We start from the raw sequence: 15,079 nt of genomic DNA on the forward strand, positions 1-15,079 counted from the left end.
TGAAAGGCTCTAGTAGCGGCAAGCGACGCCTTTGAACAGTCATTTCCGCCAGCGTCGGCCTTCGGTGGCGACGCCGAATTGCGATGGCGTGCGTGCATATGTGGAGAGGCCTGCCAGCGCCGCCAAGGGATGGGTCACGACAAAAGTGGGGATCGTTGCCATAAGAGCACTGTGTGGTGCCTTGTCCTCGAAGGCGGCGCGGAATTCGGGGCGCTGCAGTGCTGGTAGGATTTTCTGGGGGATGCCCCCGGCGAGGTAGACGCCGCCCCGCGCCATGAACACGCACGCCATGTCGCCCGCGACGCGACCAAGATAGGTGGCAAACAGCGATAGCGTCTCGGCGGCCTGTGCATTTTCCGCCGAAAGGCCGTTGTTGGAGACGTCGGCGGGATCGGAAAACGCCGGCGCAACGCCATCGGCCGCACAGATCGCCCGATAGAGATTGACCATGCCGCGTCCACACAGGATCTGCTCGGCCGATACCCGGCCGTCAATCTGCTCGATATGCGGAAATATCTTCTCATCGCGCACGCTGCGCGGGCCGAGGTCGACATGCCCGCCTTCTCCCGGCACCGGGATCCAGGCATTCAGCGCATGCACCAGTCCGGCGACGCCCAGGCCAGTGCCCGGTCCCAGCACGACCTTGGAATGCCCCGGCAACACGCTGCCCCGGCCGATCTGGATCTGGTTTTCGTTGCCCAGCGAGGCGACCGCGAGTGCCTGCGCCTCGAAATCGTTGATCACCACCACATCCTCGAAGCCGAGGTTGTCGATCAGCGCGCGCGGGCGCACCACCCACGGGCAATTCGTCAGCGGGATTTCATCGCCGTTGATCGGTCCGGCGACGGCAAGAATCGTCGATCGTGGATGCATCGAGGTCTTGTCTAGAACGACCCGCTGGATGGCCTCGTCGATAGTCGCAAACTTTGCGGTCTGGACAATCGGAAACTCTTTGGGTTCCGCATAGGCATCGGCAAGCAGCGAAAAGCGCGCATTGGTTCCGCCGATATCGCCGATCAGGATCGGGAAGGGATAGTGATCGTAAGCGTTTGCCATGGGAGTCCTGCCCGGTATTGTCTTTTTATCGATCGCATGCGCCGATCAGAATTTCGGCCGTCGCGCGGTTGAGCGCCATTGGAATGTCGTAGACGGTTGCCAGCCGCGTCAAGGCTTTGACATCGACGTCATGCGGCATGGGCGTCAGCGGGTCGGTAAAGAAGATCAGCATGGAGACTTCGCCTTCAGCGATCATCGCCCCGATCTGCTGGTCGCCGCCAAGCGGACCGCTCTTCATGCGCCTGACCGAGAGTGAGGGACACGCTTCGATAATCCTGCCGCCGGTGGTTCCTGTCGCGACGATATCGAACTGCGACAACACCGCCTCGTGGGTGCGCGCGAAATCGGCAAGATCGTCTTTCTTCTGATCGTGTGCGATCAGTGCGATCGTTTCCCGTTTTGCCAAACCAGTTCCCCCGCCGCTTGAACCGAGATCTTCAATGTTGGGCTATAGCGGATTTTTTTCGGGGATCAAAGGATTTCAATCGATTTGACCGCCCTTCTCGAGCCATGGCCCGAATGCATAACAGAATTGCCACAGAATGTTCAAAAAGCGAGGCGAATTCTTGCTGGCGATTCGCTAAGCTCCCGAGCAAATCAGTGCTCATCAGTGCTCATCAGTGAGGAATGTCATGCCCGCTCTCGATACCGTTCTTTCCCGCGCCGACGCCAATCTCGATTCCAGCCTCGAAAGGATGTTCGCGCTTTGCCGGATCAAATCGATCTCCACCGATCCGGCCTACAAGGAGGAATGCGCCCGTGCAGCGACATGGCTGAGCGACTACCTGGCGAGCCTCGGCTTCACCTCATCGGTTCGGCCAACGCCCGGCCATCCCATGGTCGTGGCCCATCACGAGGGTGCGGCCCCGGATGCGCCACACGTGCTCTTCTACGGCCACTACGATGTTCAGCCGGTGGACCCGATCAATCTGTGGGAAACCGACCCGTTTGAACCGACCATCAAGCAAACCGCCAACGGTCGCAAAGTCATCACCGGACGTGGCACCTCCGACGACAAGGGCCAGTTGCTGACATTTGTCGAGGCATGCCGCGCCTTCAAGGAAACGCATGGCTCGCTGCCGGTCAAGGTCACGATCCTTTTCGAAGGCGAGGAGGAATCCGGCTCGCCGTCCCTGAAGCCTTTTCTTGAAGCGAATGCCGCTGAACTGAAGGCCGATTTCGCGCTGGTGTGCGATACATCGATGTGGGATGCGGAAACGCCCGCAATTTCTGCCGGTCTGCGCGGATTGGTGGGCGAGGAGATCGTCGTCAAGGCCGCCGACCGCGATTTGCACTCGGGCTATTTCGGCGGTGCCGCCGCCAACCCCATCCACATCCTCGCCAGGATTCTCGATGGTCTGCATGATGATAATGGCCGGGTGACGCTTCCGGGCTTTTACGACGGTGTCGAAGAAACGCCCGAGGACGTGAAGGATTCGTGGAAGACCCTCGGCATGAGCGACGAGAAGTTCCTGGGCGAAATTGGCCTGTCGGTACCTTCGGGCGAAAAAGGCCGTGGCGTGCTTGAATCGACCTGGGCTCGCCCGACTGCGGAAGTCAACGGCATCATCGGCGGTTACACCGGCGATGGCTTCAAGACGGTGATCGCAGCTGAGGCGTCCGCAAAGGTTTCGTTCCGGCTTGTCGGCAAGCAGAATCCGGACAAAATCCGCGAATCTTTCCGCGCCTATGTCAAGTCGAAGATTCCCGCCGATTGCTCGGTGGAATTTCACAAGCACGGCGGTTCGCCGGCGATCCAGCTACCCTATGATTCAGCGCTGCTCAACAAGGCCAAGGCTGCGTTGTCGGACGAATGGCCGAAGCCTGCAGTCACCATTGGCATGGGCGGCTCGATTCCCATCGTTGGCGATTTCCAGAAAATGCTGGGCATGGAATCGCTGCTTGCCGGGTTTGCGCTGTCGGATGACCGGATCCATTCGCCCAACGAGAAATACGAGCTGACCTCCTACCACAAGGGCATTCGCTCTTGGATCCGGATCATGGCCGCGCTCAAGGGCTGAGCGGCGCCATCACGCTATGCGCCTGTCGCACGTTGGCAGGCGGAACCATTCCTGCGCTGGCCTGTTTCAAAGCCAGATCAGGAATGGAGAACCGTCATGTCACGTGGAGGCAGATCGAAGTACACCAACAAGCGGATACGCAAGGCGCTAGGCGGTAAGGCGTCAGTAAAAAGGTCAGCCGCAAAACACTCGGCTTCCGCGAGAAACAGCCGCTGAAACGCACAGTGCATGAACACTGGGTGGCTTCGGGCGGCTTGTCGGCTTGGCTCGCCGCTCGAATGTCTGGTAGCAGGGCGAGACAATCACGTTCGGCCGAGTCACAACGACGGTGGATTGACGGAACCATTTCGTCCCGCAGGCATTCTCCACAGCAATAGAGGCTGCGGGTGGAACGATTGCTGATGGATATTGGAACAAAGAAAAATCAGATTCCACGAGTCAGCGTCGCCGCCTTTGATGGCTTGGACCAGCCTATTCGTATGGAATTCCGCAGTGAGGCGGAACTCAGCGACATCGGCCGCGGGCTCGCGTCCGCTAGTTTGCCTTCGCTGCCTTTTTTCAAGCCATTCCGGTTTCCGGCTCGACTTTTCGACAACGAGATCGCGATCCACGGAAACTACGAGAGAATTTCGATCGCATCGCGCAGCAGCCAGGTCATAACCCCGGCTGCGGAGTGGCTGCTCGACAACCATCATCTGGTGCGCGAAAACCTTCGTCAGGTACGCCGCGACCTGCCGCTCAAGTTCTATCGGCAACTCCCGGAAATCACCGTCGAGGGCGGGGCCGTGTTGCCACGAACGTTTGCGCTTGCCTGGGTCTATGTTGCCCATACCGACAGCACGTTCGAAGGGGCTACGCTGAGTGCGGTCGTCAACGGGTTCCAACATAGCCAGTCCTTGACCATTGGCGAGATCTGGGCTGTTCCTGCCATCCTCAGATACATACTGCTCGAGAATTTGCGCCGCATCTCCGATCGGGTCGATCAATCTCGTCAGATGCGCATTGAAGCCAATCGGTTCGCCGATTTCCTGGCAACCAGCAGCGATCGGAGCGGCCTGGAGGCCGCCTTTCGGGTGAAGGCGAAGCTTACCGGCGACAACGCTTTCTCCACCCAGCTGCTCTATCGCTTGCGGGAAGATTCCGAAGCCGCATCGGAAGCGCTCGATTGGCTCGAGGCACGTCTCGAAGCGCGCGACAGCAATGCCGAAGAGGTGATGATTGCCGAGCATGCAAGGATATCGACCAACAACCTGACTGTCGGCAACATTATTCGCAGCTTGCGGCGCATTGACGATTTCGACTGGACGAAATGGTTCGAGGAAATTTCCACCGTCGACAGGGCGTTGCGCGAAGGCTCTGATTTCGGTCGGCTCGATCCGACCACGCGCAATCATTACCGCACGGCAATCGAGAAAACGGCGCGCCGCTCGGATAAATCCGAAATCGAGGTCGCTAAGCTCGCGCTTGAATTTGCTGCCCGTGAGTCCGCCATGCCGGACACTGACCCTGCAAGGCGGCAGGCCAATGTCGGCTACTACCTGGTCGGGGTTGGTGTTTCAGCCCTCAGGCGCGCCGCCGGCTATCGAACACCTGTCTTGCAGCGAGTGGAGTCTGCCGCGCGACGCGCTGGCGTTGCCACCTTGATGGTGCCCGTCGCGCTGATGGCGCTGGCGATGGTCGGTTTCGCTTCCTGGATGCTGAGCTTCCTGGCGCTGGATGTCATTGAAAACCTAGTGCTTAGCCTCGTCTTTGCGCCGCTTGCCTGGGAGGTCGCTTCCGCGATCTTTCGCAGCATCGTCTTCGCACTACTGCCACCATCGTTTTTGCCGGGTTACGAGTTCAAGAGCGGCATACCACAGACTGTACGGACCATGGTCGTCATCCCGTGCTTGCTGACCGACCGGGATGCCATCGCGGCATTGGTGCGAAATCTGGAGATCCACTATCTCGCCAACCCCGATGACAATATTTGCTTTGCGCTGTTAAGCGATTGGCCTGATGCCGAACAGGAGGAAGCGGAGGACGACAAGGAGCTTCTGGCGTTTGCGGAAGCCGAGATCGACCGGATTGCCTATAAATACCTGACGGCCGGCCCCCGACGTTTCTTTCTGCTGCATCGTCGCCGACTGTTCAACAAGGCCGAAAGCGTATGGATGGGCTGGGAGCGAAAGCGCGGCAAGCTGCATGAGCTGAACCTGCTTTTGAACGGCGAACAGGACACCACCTTCGTCGGCCACCATGAGGATCTGCCGACAGGCATCCAGTATATCCTGACACTTGATTCCGATACCCGACTTCCCCGGGATTCGGCCCGAAAGCTTATTGGAAAACTGGCGCACCCGCTGAATGCTCCGGTGGTCGACGCGGAGACCGGAAGGGTTACCGAGGGTTACGGCATCCTGCAGCCGCGCATCACGCCATCGCTGACGACCGGCGACGAGGCATCCGTTTTCCAGCGGATATTCTCCCAGGACTGCGGCCTCGATCCCTATGTTTTTGCAGTATCCGATCTCTATCAGGACCTGTTTGGTGAGGGTTCGTATACAGGCAAGGGGCTCTATCACATCAGCGCCTTCTCCGAGGCACTGGAAGGGCGGATCGACGAGAATACGGTGCTGAGCCATGATCTTCTGGAAGGGTCTTTTGCGCGCTGCGCGCTTGTCAGCGACGTGACCTTTGTCGAAGATTTTCCGGTCCGCTATGAGGTGGAGCTGTCAAGACAGCATCGCTGGGCACGCGGCGACTGGCAGCTCCTGCCGATGATCTTTGACAGAAATAACGGGCTGGGTGCGCTCGCAAGATTGAAAATGCTGGACAATCTGCGTCGGTCGCTGATGCCCGTCATCTGGCTGGTGGCGTCAATGCTGGGCTGGTGCCTGCTTTCACCGCCGGCTGCGGCTTTTTGGCAATTGGTCCTGATCGGAAGCACTTTTGCCGCGACGCTGCTATCGCTGCTGACCGGGCTCGCTCCCCAGCAACGGGATGTCACGCCATGGCGCCATCTCAAGACGATTCTGGCCGAATGCATAGATGCCCTGGCCCAGATCGGCCTCCTCATCGCGTTCATGATCCACAACGCGATCACCATGATCGATGCGATCGTCAGAACGGCCTATCGTCTGTTCATCAGCCGCCGGCACCTGCTGGAGTGGCTGACGGCTGAGGATGCGCATGCTGCAAGACCGAATGGCGTCGGCGACTACTACAGGATGATGGCGCTGTCGCTGGTGGCTGCGGTGGTGCTTTTTGCCATCGTCGCGCTGGTCAACCCGGCCAACGCCATAGTGGCTGGCATTTTCACCCTGATTTGGCTGATAGCGCCGGGGCTTGCCTGGTGGGTCAGCCAGTCGGAAGTGAATGAGGACTGCCTGGTAATCTCCCAGGAAGATACCAATGCGCTGCGCGCCATCGCCAGGCGCACTTGGCATTATTTCGAAACGTTTGTCAGCGCCGAGCACAATTACCTGCCGCCCGACAATTTTCAGGAAGTGCCGATCCCCTATGTAGCCCATCGCACTTCACCGACCAATATCGGACTTTATCTGATCTCGACGATCACGGCTCGCGATATGGGATGGATCAGTTTCAATGAAGCGATCGAGAGGGTTGAGCAAACCATCGCGACGGTCGAGAGGATGGACAAGCACAAGGGCCATTTATTCAATTGGTACGACACGAAATCGATGGCGACACTTTCGCCCCGCTACATTTCGTCCGTGGATAGCGGCAACCTCGCCAGCCACCTCGTAGTGGTTTCATCGAGCCTGAGGGAATGGGCTGCCGCCCCCGCCGTCCATCTGTTGGGAGATGCCCGCGGGATTGGCGACACCGTGCAGATCGTCCGTGAAACGCTGGCCCGCGTTCCCGACAACCGCCGCAACATCAGGCCGCTTCGACGTCGTTTGGAGGAACGGCTGGAAGGATTTGTGGCCGCACTGCAATCCAATCTCGAAACCCCGCAATTCGCTCCCGTCCGCTCTATCGGATTGTCCGTCATAGCCCGTGAAATCGAAGCGTTGGTGAAGGATCTGCATGGGGAGCTTGCAAGTTCTGCTACCGGGTGGCTGACAGAATGGGCAGCCAAGCTGCACAGGGTTTGCGAGGCCCACTTCGGCGATGCGGTTTTCGACCGCGACCAGACGGAGGTCTTGCGGGAGCGTCTGCTGGAGCTGGGCGAGCGTGCAAGGGCTCTGGCCTTCGCCATGGATTTTGCCTTTCTCTTCAATTCGGAACGCCGCCTTCTGTCGATCGGCTACCAGTATGAAGACGCCAAGCTCGATGAGGCCTGTTACGATCTCCTGGCCTCGGAGGCGCGGCTGACAAGCTTGTTCGGAATCGCCAAGGGCGACCTGCCGAGCGAACACTGGTTTCGCCTTGGTCGTCCGGTCACATCGGTGAAAGGGCAGGCGGTCCTGGTCTCGTGGGCAGGCTCGATGTTCGAGTATCTGATGCCGGCTATCGTCATGCACGAGCGGCAAGGCGGCATCCTCAACCAGTCAGACAGGCTCTCCATCGTCGGGCAGATGGTATATGCCAGTGGCAAGCGTTTGCCGTGGGGCGTTTCGGAATCCGCCTATAACGCGCGCGACCGCGAACTGAATTATCAATATACGAATTTCGGAGTGCCCGCACTCGGGCTCAAGCGCAACATTGCCGCCAATGTGGTGATCGCGCCCTACTCGACCGGTCTTGCGAGCCAGTTCTATCCCAAAGAGGCTGTCGCCAACTACGAGCGGCTGCAGGCTCTCGGAGCGCTGGGAATCTATGGTTACTATGACGCCGTGGACTTCACCGAGAGCCGCATACCGGAAGGCCGGGATTGTGCCGTGGTGCAGAACTACATGGCGCATCATCAGGGCATGACGATCACCGCAATCGGCAATGCCGTGCACAATGGTCTGCTGCGAGATCGCTTTCACAGCGATCCGGTGATCGAGGCTGCCGAACTTCTCCTCCAGGAAAAAGCGCCACGCGACTTCGTGGCAGTCGTCAAGGTCGAGCTCGGCGATGGCCGGCCAGACACGCTCCGGGCGGGATTGGGCCAGAAATATCGGCTGGTCGAAGATCCATTGAACACCAAGCGCGCCGTATCGCTGCTTTCCAACGGCCATTATGCGCTGATGGTCACTGCCACCGGCTCGGGTTACTCGATGTGGAACGGTCAGGCTGTGACGCGCTGGAAGCCCGATCCCACCTCGGATGATTGGGGCAGCTATGTCTTTCTGCGCGACGTTGCAGATGGCAACTGGTGGTCGGCGACTGCCGGACCGAAGCAGGGGCCTGACGAGGTGTCGCGCGCGATATTCTCTGATGAGAAGGCGGAGTTTCGCAAGAAAGTTGGAGACATCGAGTCTCGGCTCGAAATCCTGGTCGCAACCGAATCGGATGCTGAAGCCAGGCGGCTGACCATCAAAAACACTGGCGAAATCGATCGTTACATCGAAGTGACATCGTTTGGTGAACTCGTGCTGGCGTTTCCCGACAGCGACGCAGCCCACCCGGTCTTTTCGAAAATGTTCGTCAAAACGGAAATATCCGAGGATGGCGACGTCATCTATGCAAGACGCAACAAGCGGTCGCCAGACGAGCCGGACATAGAGGTTGCCCATCTCGTCACCGGCGCGGGCAGAAGCAGGCGAACCGAAGCCGAGACGGACCGGCGGGCCTTCATCGGCCGGGGAAGGGAACTGGCCAACGCGCTGGCGTTCGAGGGCGAGGCGCCATTGCAGGGGCATCAGGGGTTCACACTGGATCCGATCTTCTCGCTGCGGCGGGTGCTGCGCATACCGTCCGGCCGGGAGGCGTCTGTCACCTTCTGGACAATCGCCGCGCCAAACCGTCCCGAAGTCGAGCGCGCCGTCGAGCGTTGCCGCCATGTGGAGTGTTTCAACCATGAAAGCCGTCATGCCTGGACACGTTCGCAAGTGCAGATCCGGCATCTGGATACCACCCACGAGGAAGCGCTGATTTTCCAACGCATCGCCGCCTTCCTGATCTACCCTGATATGCGCCTCAGGCAGGTGCAGACTGGCGGGCAGGTGGGCGAAGCGCCGCAATCAGCGCTTTGGCCGCTTTCGATTTCGGGCGACTTCCCCATTTTTGCACTTCGCATAGATAACGACGTCGATCTGCCGATCATTCAGAAGGCGTTCCGTATGCAGGAATACCTGCGCGGGCGCGGCGTCATTTCCGATCTCGTCATCATCAACGAGCGTGGCTCGACCTATGCCCAGGACGTTCAGCATGCCATCGATTTCATGTGCGAGAACGCCCGGCGTCGGGGGCTGTCGTCAGGCCCCGCGCAGCACATTTTCTCGGTTCGCAGAGACCTGATTGACGATGATGCCTATGAAGCTCTGATGGGCGCGGCGCGCATTGTGCTGCATACACGCAATGGCGCCATATTAGAGCAGATAGACAGGCTCGAACGCATCTATGATAGCGAGGCTGCGGCCGGAAGGCCGGAATCGATTGCCGCGGCCCGCCGTCGCGCGATCGCCAGGCCTGCAACTTCCGCGCTCGAAACTGCCGCGGATGCCGGCGGCGATCTGGAATTCTGGAACGGTTACGGTGGTTTTGATGCTGATGGCAGGGACTATGTCATTCGCCTGAGGGGCGGCCAGGCAACGCCCCATCCATGGGTCAATGTCATCTCCAACGGCACTTTTGGTTTCCATGTGTCGGCGGAGGGCGCGGGATTTACCTGGAGCACCAATTCGCGCGACTATCAGCTCACACCCTGGAGCAATGACCCGGTCAGCAATCGTCCGGGCGAGGGTTTCTACATCCATGACCTCGACCGCCGCACGATGCTCTCACCCTTCCCAGCCCTGTCGGCCGATCCGGCGATCCTGCATGAAACCCGGCATGGTCCCGGCTACTCGACATTTTCCTCGACCGTTGGCGATTTGGCCATCGAGATGACGCAGATTGTCGCGCCCCGCGATCCCGCCAAGCTGATCCGTCTGAAGATCGCCAATCGCGGATCGGCTCCGAGGAATTTCAGGATTTATGGATATGTGGAATGGGTACTGGGAAACAATCGAGCTAAGACAGCTCCCCACATCAAGAGCTGGCATAGCGAAGACACCAACGCCTTGATGGCCTCTAACCCCTTCAGTGTCGAGAATTCGGAGCGCGTTGCGTTCCTCGCATCGAGCGCGGCCCTTTCATCCCACACCATCAACCGCATGGAGTTTCTGGGCGAAACGGGCAACAGCCTTGCGCCGGAAACAGCTGTTTCGGGTGCAGCGCTTTCCGGCACAGAGGAAAGCGGTGGCGATCCATGTGCGGCGATTGCCGTGGATGCCTCTGTCGCAGCTGGCAGTATGACAGAGGTCGTCTTCATTCTCGGCGATGTCGAGACGCAAGAGTTGGCCGAACCGATGATCAAGAGGCTGCTGGCGGAGGGGTTTGGACAAAGCCTGCGCGAGACTGAAAGCCAGTGGGAGGCCTTTTTTGCCACCCTGCAGGTCACGACGCCTGATAAGGCATTCGACCGGATGGTCAATACCTGGTTGCCCTACCAGAGTCTCGCATGCCGCATTCGCGCCCGCAGCGCTTTCTATCAGGCAAGCGGCGCGTTCGGATTCCGCGACCAGTTGCAGGACACGCTCGCGCTGATGCTGCAGGATCCGGGCCTTGCTCGTGCCCAGATCCTGAACGCCGCAAGCCGTCAGTTTGTCGAGGGCGATGTGCAGCATTGGTGGTTGCCGAAGTCCGGAGCGGGCGTTCGCACGTTGATTTCGGATGACGTCGCCTGGCTGGGCTACGGGGTTGCGCACTATGTTGCCACAACCGGCGATCGCGCCATTCTCGACGAGGAAATCGCATTTCTTCAAGGCGAACCGCTGGGCGAAAAGCATGAGAGTTACATGGTGCCGACCATATCCGGTGAAGTCGGCAGCCTCTACGAACATTGCGCGCGGGCGCTCGATCTCGCCGTGCACCGCACGGGCTCGCACGGTCTGCCGCTCATCCTCGGCGGGGACTGGAACGATGGCATGAACCGCGTCGGCATCGAAGGCCGGGGTGAGAGCACATGGCTTGGATGGTTCCTCCATAAGGCGCTTGAAGACTTTGTCATCATTGCGCGCGAGCGGGGCGACCAGACCCGTGCCGATGCTTGGCAGAGCCATTGCATCAGCCTGAAGAAGGCCATCGAATCCGAGGCCTGGGACGGCGAATGGTATCGTAGGGGCTATTTCGATGACGGTTCGCCCCTCGGTTCGGCCGCCAGCGAGGAATGCAGGATCGACTCGATTGCCCAGTCTTGGAGCGTGCTATCCGGGGCAGGTGATGCCAGTCGCGCCGAACAGGCAATGAACAGCGTTCTCTCACACCTCGTCGATGACACGGCCGGCATCGTCAAACTGTTTGCGCCGCCTTTCGAGCATTCCGCCAGGGATCCTGGTTACATCAAGGGCTACCCGCCCGGTGTACGCGAAAATGGCGGACAATATACGCATGCTGCAATCTGGACGACCTATGCCCTTGCGAGGCTGGGTCGAGCCGACGATGCGTGGCGGCTGTTTTCGATGCTCAACCCCGTCAATCATGCCCTGACGCGGGAGGATGCGGAGCTTTACCGTGTCGAGCCCTATGTGGTCGCGGCGGATGTCTACGGGGCGGCGGATCGCACAGGTCGGGGCGGCTGGACGTGGTATACAGGTTCGGCTGGCTGGCTCTACCGAGCTGCCGTCGAGGCGATACTCGGGATCAACAGACGGGGCGCCACACTGGTCATCCGGCCCGCGCTCCCCTCGCAATGGCCGGGCTTCAGCGCTATGCTGCAACTGGATGGCAAGCAGTTCGCGGTGGATGTGGTGCGGTCGGCCGACGGCACTCACACGGTGACCGTCAACGGAAAGGCGTCTGCCACCGGCGACGGTACATTCGAGCTTTCATCTTAAGGGGAAAGGCGAGGTGCCCGACAGGCCCTCCGCAAGCCGTGCGAAGGGCAGTATGATTTCATGGCTGAATGGGATTGTCTTTATCAGTACCTGTCTTGGTACCTGTATTCAGGGTCGAAGATTACGCAGTTACCGTACTGATCCCATGTTTCGCTCTCGCATCGAGTGATCGAGCCCGTCATGCCGTAATCAAGTATTTCTCGCTCCTCAACCGAGGGGCCCCTGCCGTTGCTCAACCCATTGGGGTTGTTCGGGTCCCTATTGTTCCTGTCTGCTCCAAAACCTGCCGATGCACTGACGATGAACGTTATTGCCGCGGCCGAAGCCAGGGCTATCTTTAGAACCTTGTTCATCATTTGCTCCTGTAGTCAGTTCAGCCCTCCGTTTTGGCGAAGGCGCGATACTATACCCGTCGGTCCAGTGCGTCGTTTCACGATTTGTTGAGGCGTCTGAGTTCTGCGCTGGCGTTACATCGGCATATCTGCCACACAGCAAAGCAAGCGTTTGAGCTGTCAGGGAAACCCCGGTTAGCCCAGTTAACGGCCCGTTAAATCGCCACATTTAAAGTTCATCGCAAATTCTAATCATCAGACGACCACAGGCTGAAAATACGCGCGCATGGCGGCAAAATCGAAGTCCGGCAAGAGAATCGAACCTTCCTTCGATGGAGGAGGCAGGCGTGGTCGTGACGACGATTTGCGTGCCGACCCACGTGATCGCGCAACTTCCAAAACCAGCCGCGCCGCCAAGCCGACTTCGAAATCATCGCGTTCGACGAGCCGTTCGCGAACCAAGCGGCGTTCGGGTGGCGGACTGTTTGGCTTCCTGCGCCGAGGCATCTACTGGATGCTCGTTCTCGGCCTCTGGGGCGGAATCGCCGTCGCCGGATTGCTTGTCTACTACGGCTCGCGCATGCCGAGCGCCGAAAGCTGGGCGATGCCTGACCGGCCGCCCAATATCAAGATCGTCGATGTAAACGGCAGCCTGCTCGCCAATCGCGGCTCCACAGGCGGCGAGGCAGTGCCGCTCGATTCCATGTCGCCCTATATTCCACAGGCGGTCATGGCCATCGAGGATCGGCGGTTCTATTCGCACTTCGGCGTCGATCCGATAGGTCTTTCGCGCGCCATGATGCGCAATGCCATGTCCGGCCGCATGGTGCAGGGTGGCTCGACGCTTACCCAGCAGCTCGCCAAGAACATGTTCCTGACACCGGAGCGCACGCTCGAACGCAAGGTGCAGGAACTGTTGCTCGCCTTCTGGCTCGAGAGTAAATACACCAAGGAACAGATCCTTGCGATGTACCTCAATCGGGTGTTCTTTGGCTCCAATTCCTATGGCGTGGAGGCAGCCTCCAGGCGCTACTTCAATAAATCAGCGCGAGACGTGAACCTGACCGAAGCGGCGATCTTGGCCGGCCTGCTCAAGGCTCCGTCAGCGCTTTCTCCTGCCAAGAACCCGGAAGGGGCGATGGCGCGCGCCAAGCTGGTGCTCGCTGCCATGGAGGACCAAGGTTATATCAATCACGACGAGCTGACAGCTGCACTGGACCAGAAAGCGCCGAAGGCGAAAAGCTACTGGTCGGGTGCCGAGCACTACGCCGCCGACATGGTCATGGATGAGTTGCCCGGCCTGATCGGCGAGGTGAAGGAAGATATCGTCGTCGACACGACGATCGACAAGACCCTGGAAAAGGCGGCCGAGAAATCGATCCAGACGGCACTCGACAAGGATGGCAAGCGGCTCGGCGTTTCGCAGGCCGCTCTTGTGTCCATCGACGGAACCGGCGCGATCCGCGCCGTGGTCGGTGGCCGAGAATATGCCAAGAGCCAGTTCAATCGTGCTTTCAAGGCCAAGCGCCAGCCCGGTTCGGCCTTCAAGCCGTTCGTCTATGCCGCAGCGCTGGAGCAGGGGCTTACCCCCGGCTCGGTGCGCAATGACGCCCCGGTGCGCATCGGCAAGTGGACGCCGGAAAACTACGACAACAAGTATCGCGGCCAGGTGACGCTCGCCAACGCGCTAGCCAATTCGCTGAACACCATTGCGGCCCAACTGGTCATGGAAGCCGGCCCGCAGAACGTCTCCAAGCTTGCCCATCGCATGGGTATCGAAACCGAATTGCAGGACAATGCCTCGATCGCGCTGGGAACCTCAGAGGTGAGCCTCGTGGAGCTGACTGCTGCTTACGCGCCATTCATGAACGGCGGATTCAAGGCGACGCCGCATGTCATCAAACGTGTGACCACGGTTTCCGGCAAAGTGCTCTACGAGAACACCTACGATACGCCACCCAAGGTCATTTCGGAGAAGATTGCCGCCCAGATGAACATGATGATGGCCGGCGTCATCACCCGCGGCACTGGCAAGAAGGCCAAGCTCCCGGGCTGGCAGGTGGCTGGCAAGTCCGGAACCACCCAGTCCTTCCGCGATGCGTTGTTCGTGGGCTATTCGGCCAATCTGACGACCGGCGTGTGGTTCGGCAATGACGACGGCGCATCGATGAAGAAGGTTACCGGCGGCGGGCTGCCAGCGCAGACCTGGAGCGATTTCATGATCGCCGCCCACAAGGGGCTTGCGCCAGCGCCTCTGTTCGGCCTTGGTGGCGTTCAGATGCAGGATCCGGACCCGGTGGCGGGCGAGCAGCCGCAGCAGCAGCACAAAGACACTTTGTTCGAGATGATTTCCAATGCGCTGGGCGGCGATGGCGGCAAGCCGACGCCGGAAGTTGGCGTGGGGCAGGGCGAAAGCGTCAGTGGCAACCATACCAAGGTCAATCGAGACCGCCCAGTCGTCGATGAGAGCGGTTTGCCGGCGGCAGAGATCGATGATGTAATCCGGCACTCGGATCGCGACCAGAACAACGGTCTCGTGCCGCCAATGGACGTCGGCCGGACCGGCGCAAACCCGCAGCCGAAGAAGGCCAACTCCACGCTGCTGGACGTGATTATGCAGGAGTGACGGCGATAGGACGCCAGATCTCGGTGGAAACAAATTGCGCTACCTTATGGATCGGCTGAAAAAGCTGTAATAATTCTTGTCACAAACATTGTATTTTGGGTGGCATCGCGGTCACTAACGCCTTGCAGAGCC

At 59.6% G+C, this 15,079-nt stretch carries 6 protein-coding genes; 3 read left to right on the forward strand and 3 right to left on the reverse strand.

What is annotated here, in order from left to right:
• Positions 1-39 precede the first annotated feature (39 nt).
• Positions 40-1,056, reverse strand: coding sequence for a glucokinase (locus JJB09_RS00630; protein WP_201651770.1), 1,017 nt, complete (start codon positions 1,054-1,056; stop codon positions 40-42).
• Positions 1,057-1,081: 25 nt separating this feature from the next.
• The gene (locus JJB09_RS00635; RefSeq protein ID WP_201651772.1) at positions 1,082-1,462 is read right to left on the reverse strand and encodes a methylglyoxal synthase; all 381 of its coding nucleotides are present in this window, start codon (positions 1,460-1,462) and stop codon (positions 1,082-1,084) included.
• A 226-nt stretch (positions 1,463-1,688) separates the two neighbouring features.
• Between JJB09_RS00635 and JJB09_RS00640 the strand changes: the two genes are divergently transcribed.
• Both JJB09_RS00640 and JJB09_RS00645 read left to right on the forward strand, forming a co-directional pair.
• Positions 1,689-3,077, forward strand: a complete 1,389-nt coding sequence (locus tag JJB09_RS00640) for a M20/M25/M40 family metallo-hydrolase (RefSeq protein WP_201651774.1) — start codon at positions 1,689-1,691, stop codon at positions 3,075-3,077.
• Positions 3,078-3,556: 479 nt separating this feature from the next.
• A complete protein-coding gene (locus tag JJB09_RS00645) occupies positions 3,557-11,989 on the forward strand; it encodes a glycoside hydrolase family 94 protein (RefSeq protein ID WP_201651776.1) in 8,433 nt (2,810 codons plus the stop codon).
• A gap of 83 nt (positions 11,990-12,072) precedes the next feature.
• Here the strand turns inward: JJB09_RS00645 and JJB09_RS00650 are convergent, their stop codons facing one another.
• A complete protein-coding gene (locus JJB09_RS00650; RefSeq protein WP_201651778.1) occupies positions 12,073-12,342 on the reverse strand; it encodes a hypothetical protein in 270 nt (89 codons plus the stop codon).
• A gap of 265 nt (positions 12,343-12,607) precedes the next feature.
• Here JJB09_RS00650 and JJB09_RS00655 point away from each other — a divergent pair, with 265 nt between their 5' ends.
• A complete protein-coding gene (locus tag JJB09_RS00655) occupies positions 12,608-14,947 on the forward strand; it encodes a transglycosylase domain-containing protein (protein WP_201651780.1) in 2,340 nt (779 codons plus the stop codon).
• The last annotated feature ends 132 nt before the right edge of the window (positions 14,948-15,079 follow it).

It is taken from the genome of Phytoamicus setariae (assembly GCF_016722925.1).
Classification (GTDB): domain Bacteria; phylum Pseudomonadota; class Alphaproteobacteria; order Rhizobiales; family Rhizobiaceae; genus Rhizobium_E; species Rhizobium_E setariae.

What these genes read in the sequence shown, in the direction of transcription:
- JJB09_RS00630 (WP_201651770.1), bottom strand. Translation starts at nt 1,056, where the DNA reads ATGGCAAACGCTTACGATCACTATCCCTTCCCGATCCTGATCGGCGAT.
- JJB09_RS00640 (WP_201651774.1), top strand. Translation starts at nt 1,689, where the DNA reads ATGCCCGCTCTCGATACCGTTCTTTCCCGCGCCGACGCCAATCTCGAT.
- JJB09_RS00645 (WP_201651776.1), top strand. Translation starts at nt 3,557, where the DNA reads ATGGAATTCCGCAGTGAGGCGGAACTCAGCGACATCGGCCGCGGGCTC.
- JJB09_RS00650 (WP_201651778.1), bottom strand. Translation starts at nt 12,342, where the DNA reads ATGAACAAGGTTCTAAAGATAGCCCTGGCTTCGGCCGCGGCAATAACG.
- JJB09_RS00655 (WP_201651780.1), top strand. Translation starts at nt 12,608, where the DNA reads ATGGCGGCAAAATCGAAGTCCGGCAAGAGAATCGAACCTTCCTTCGAT.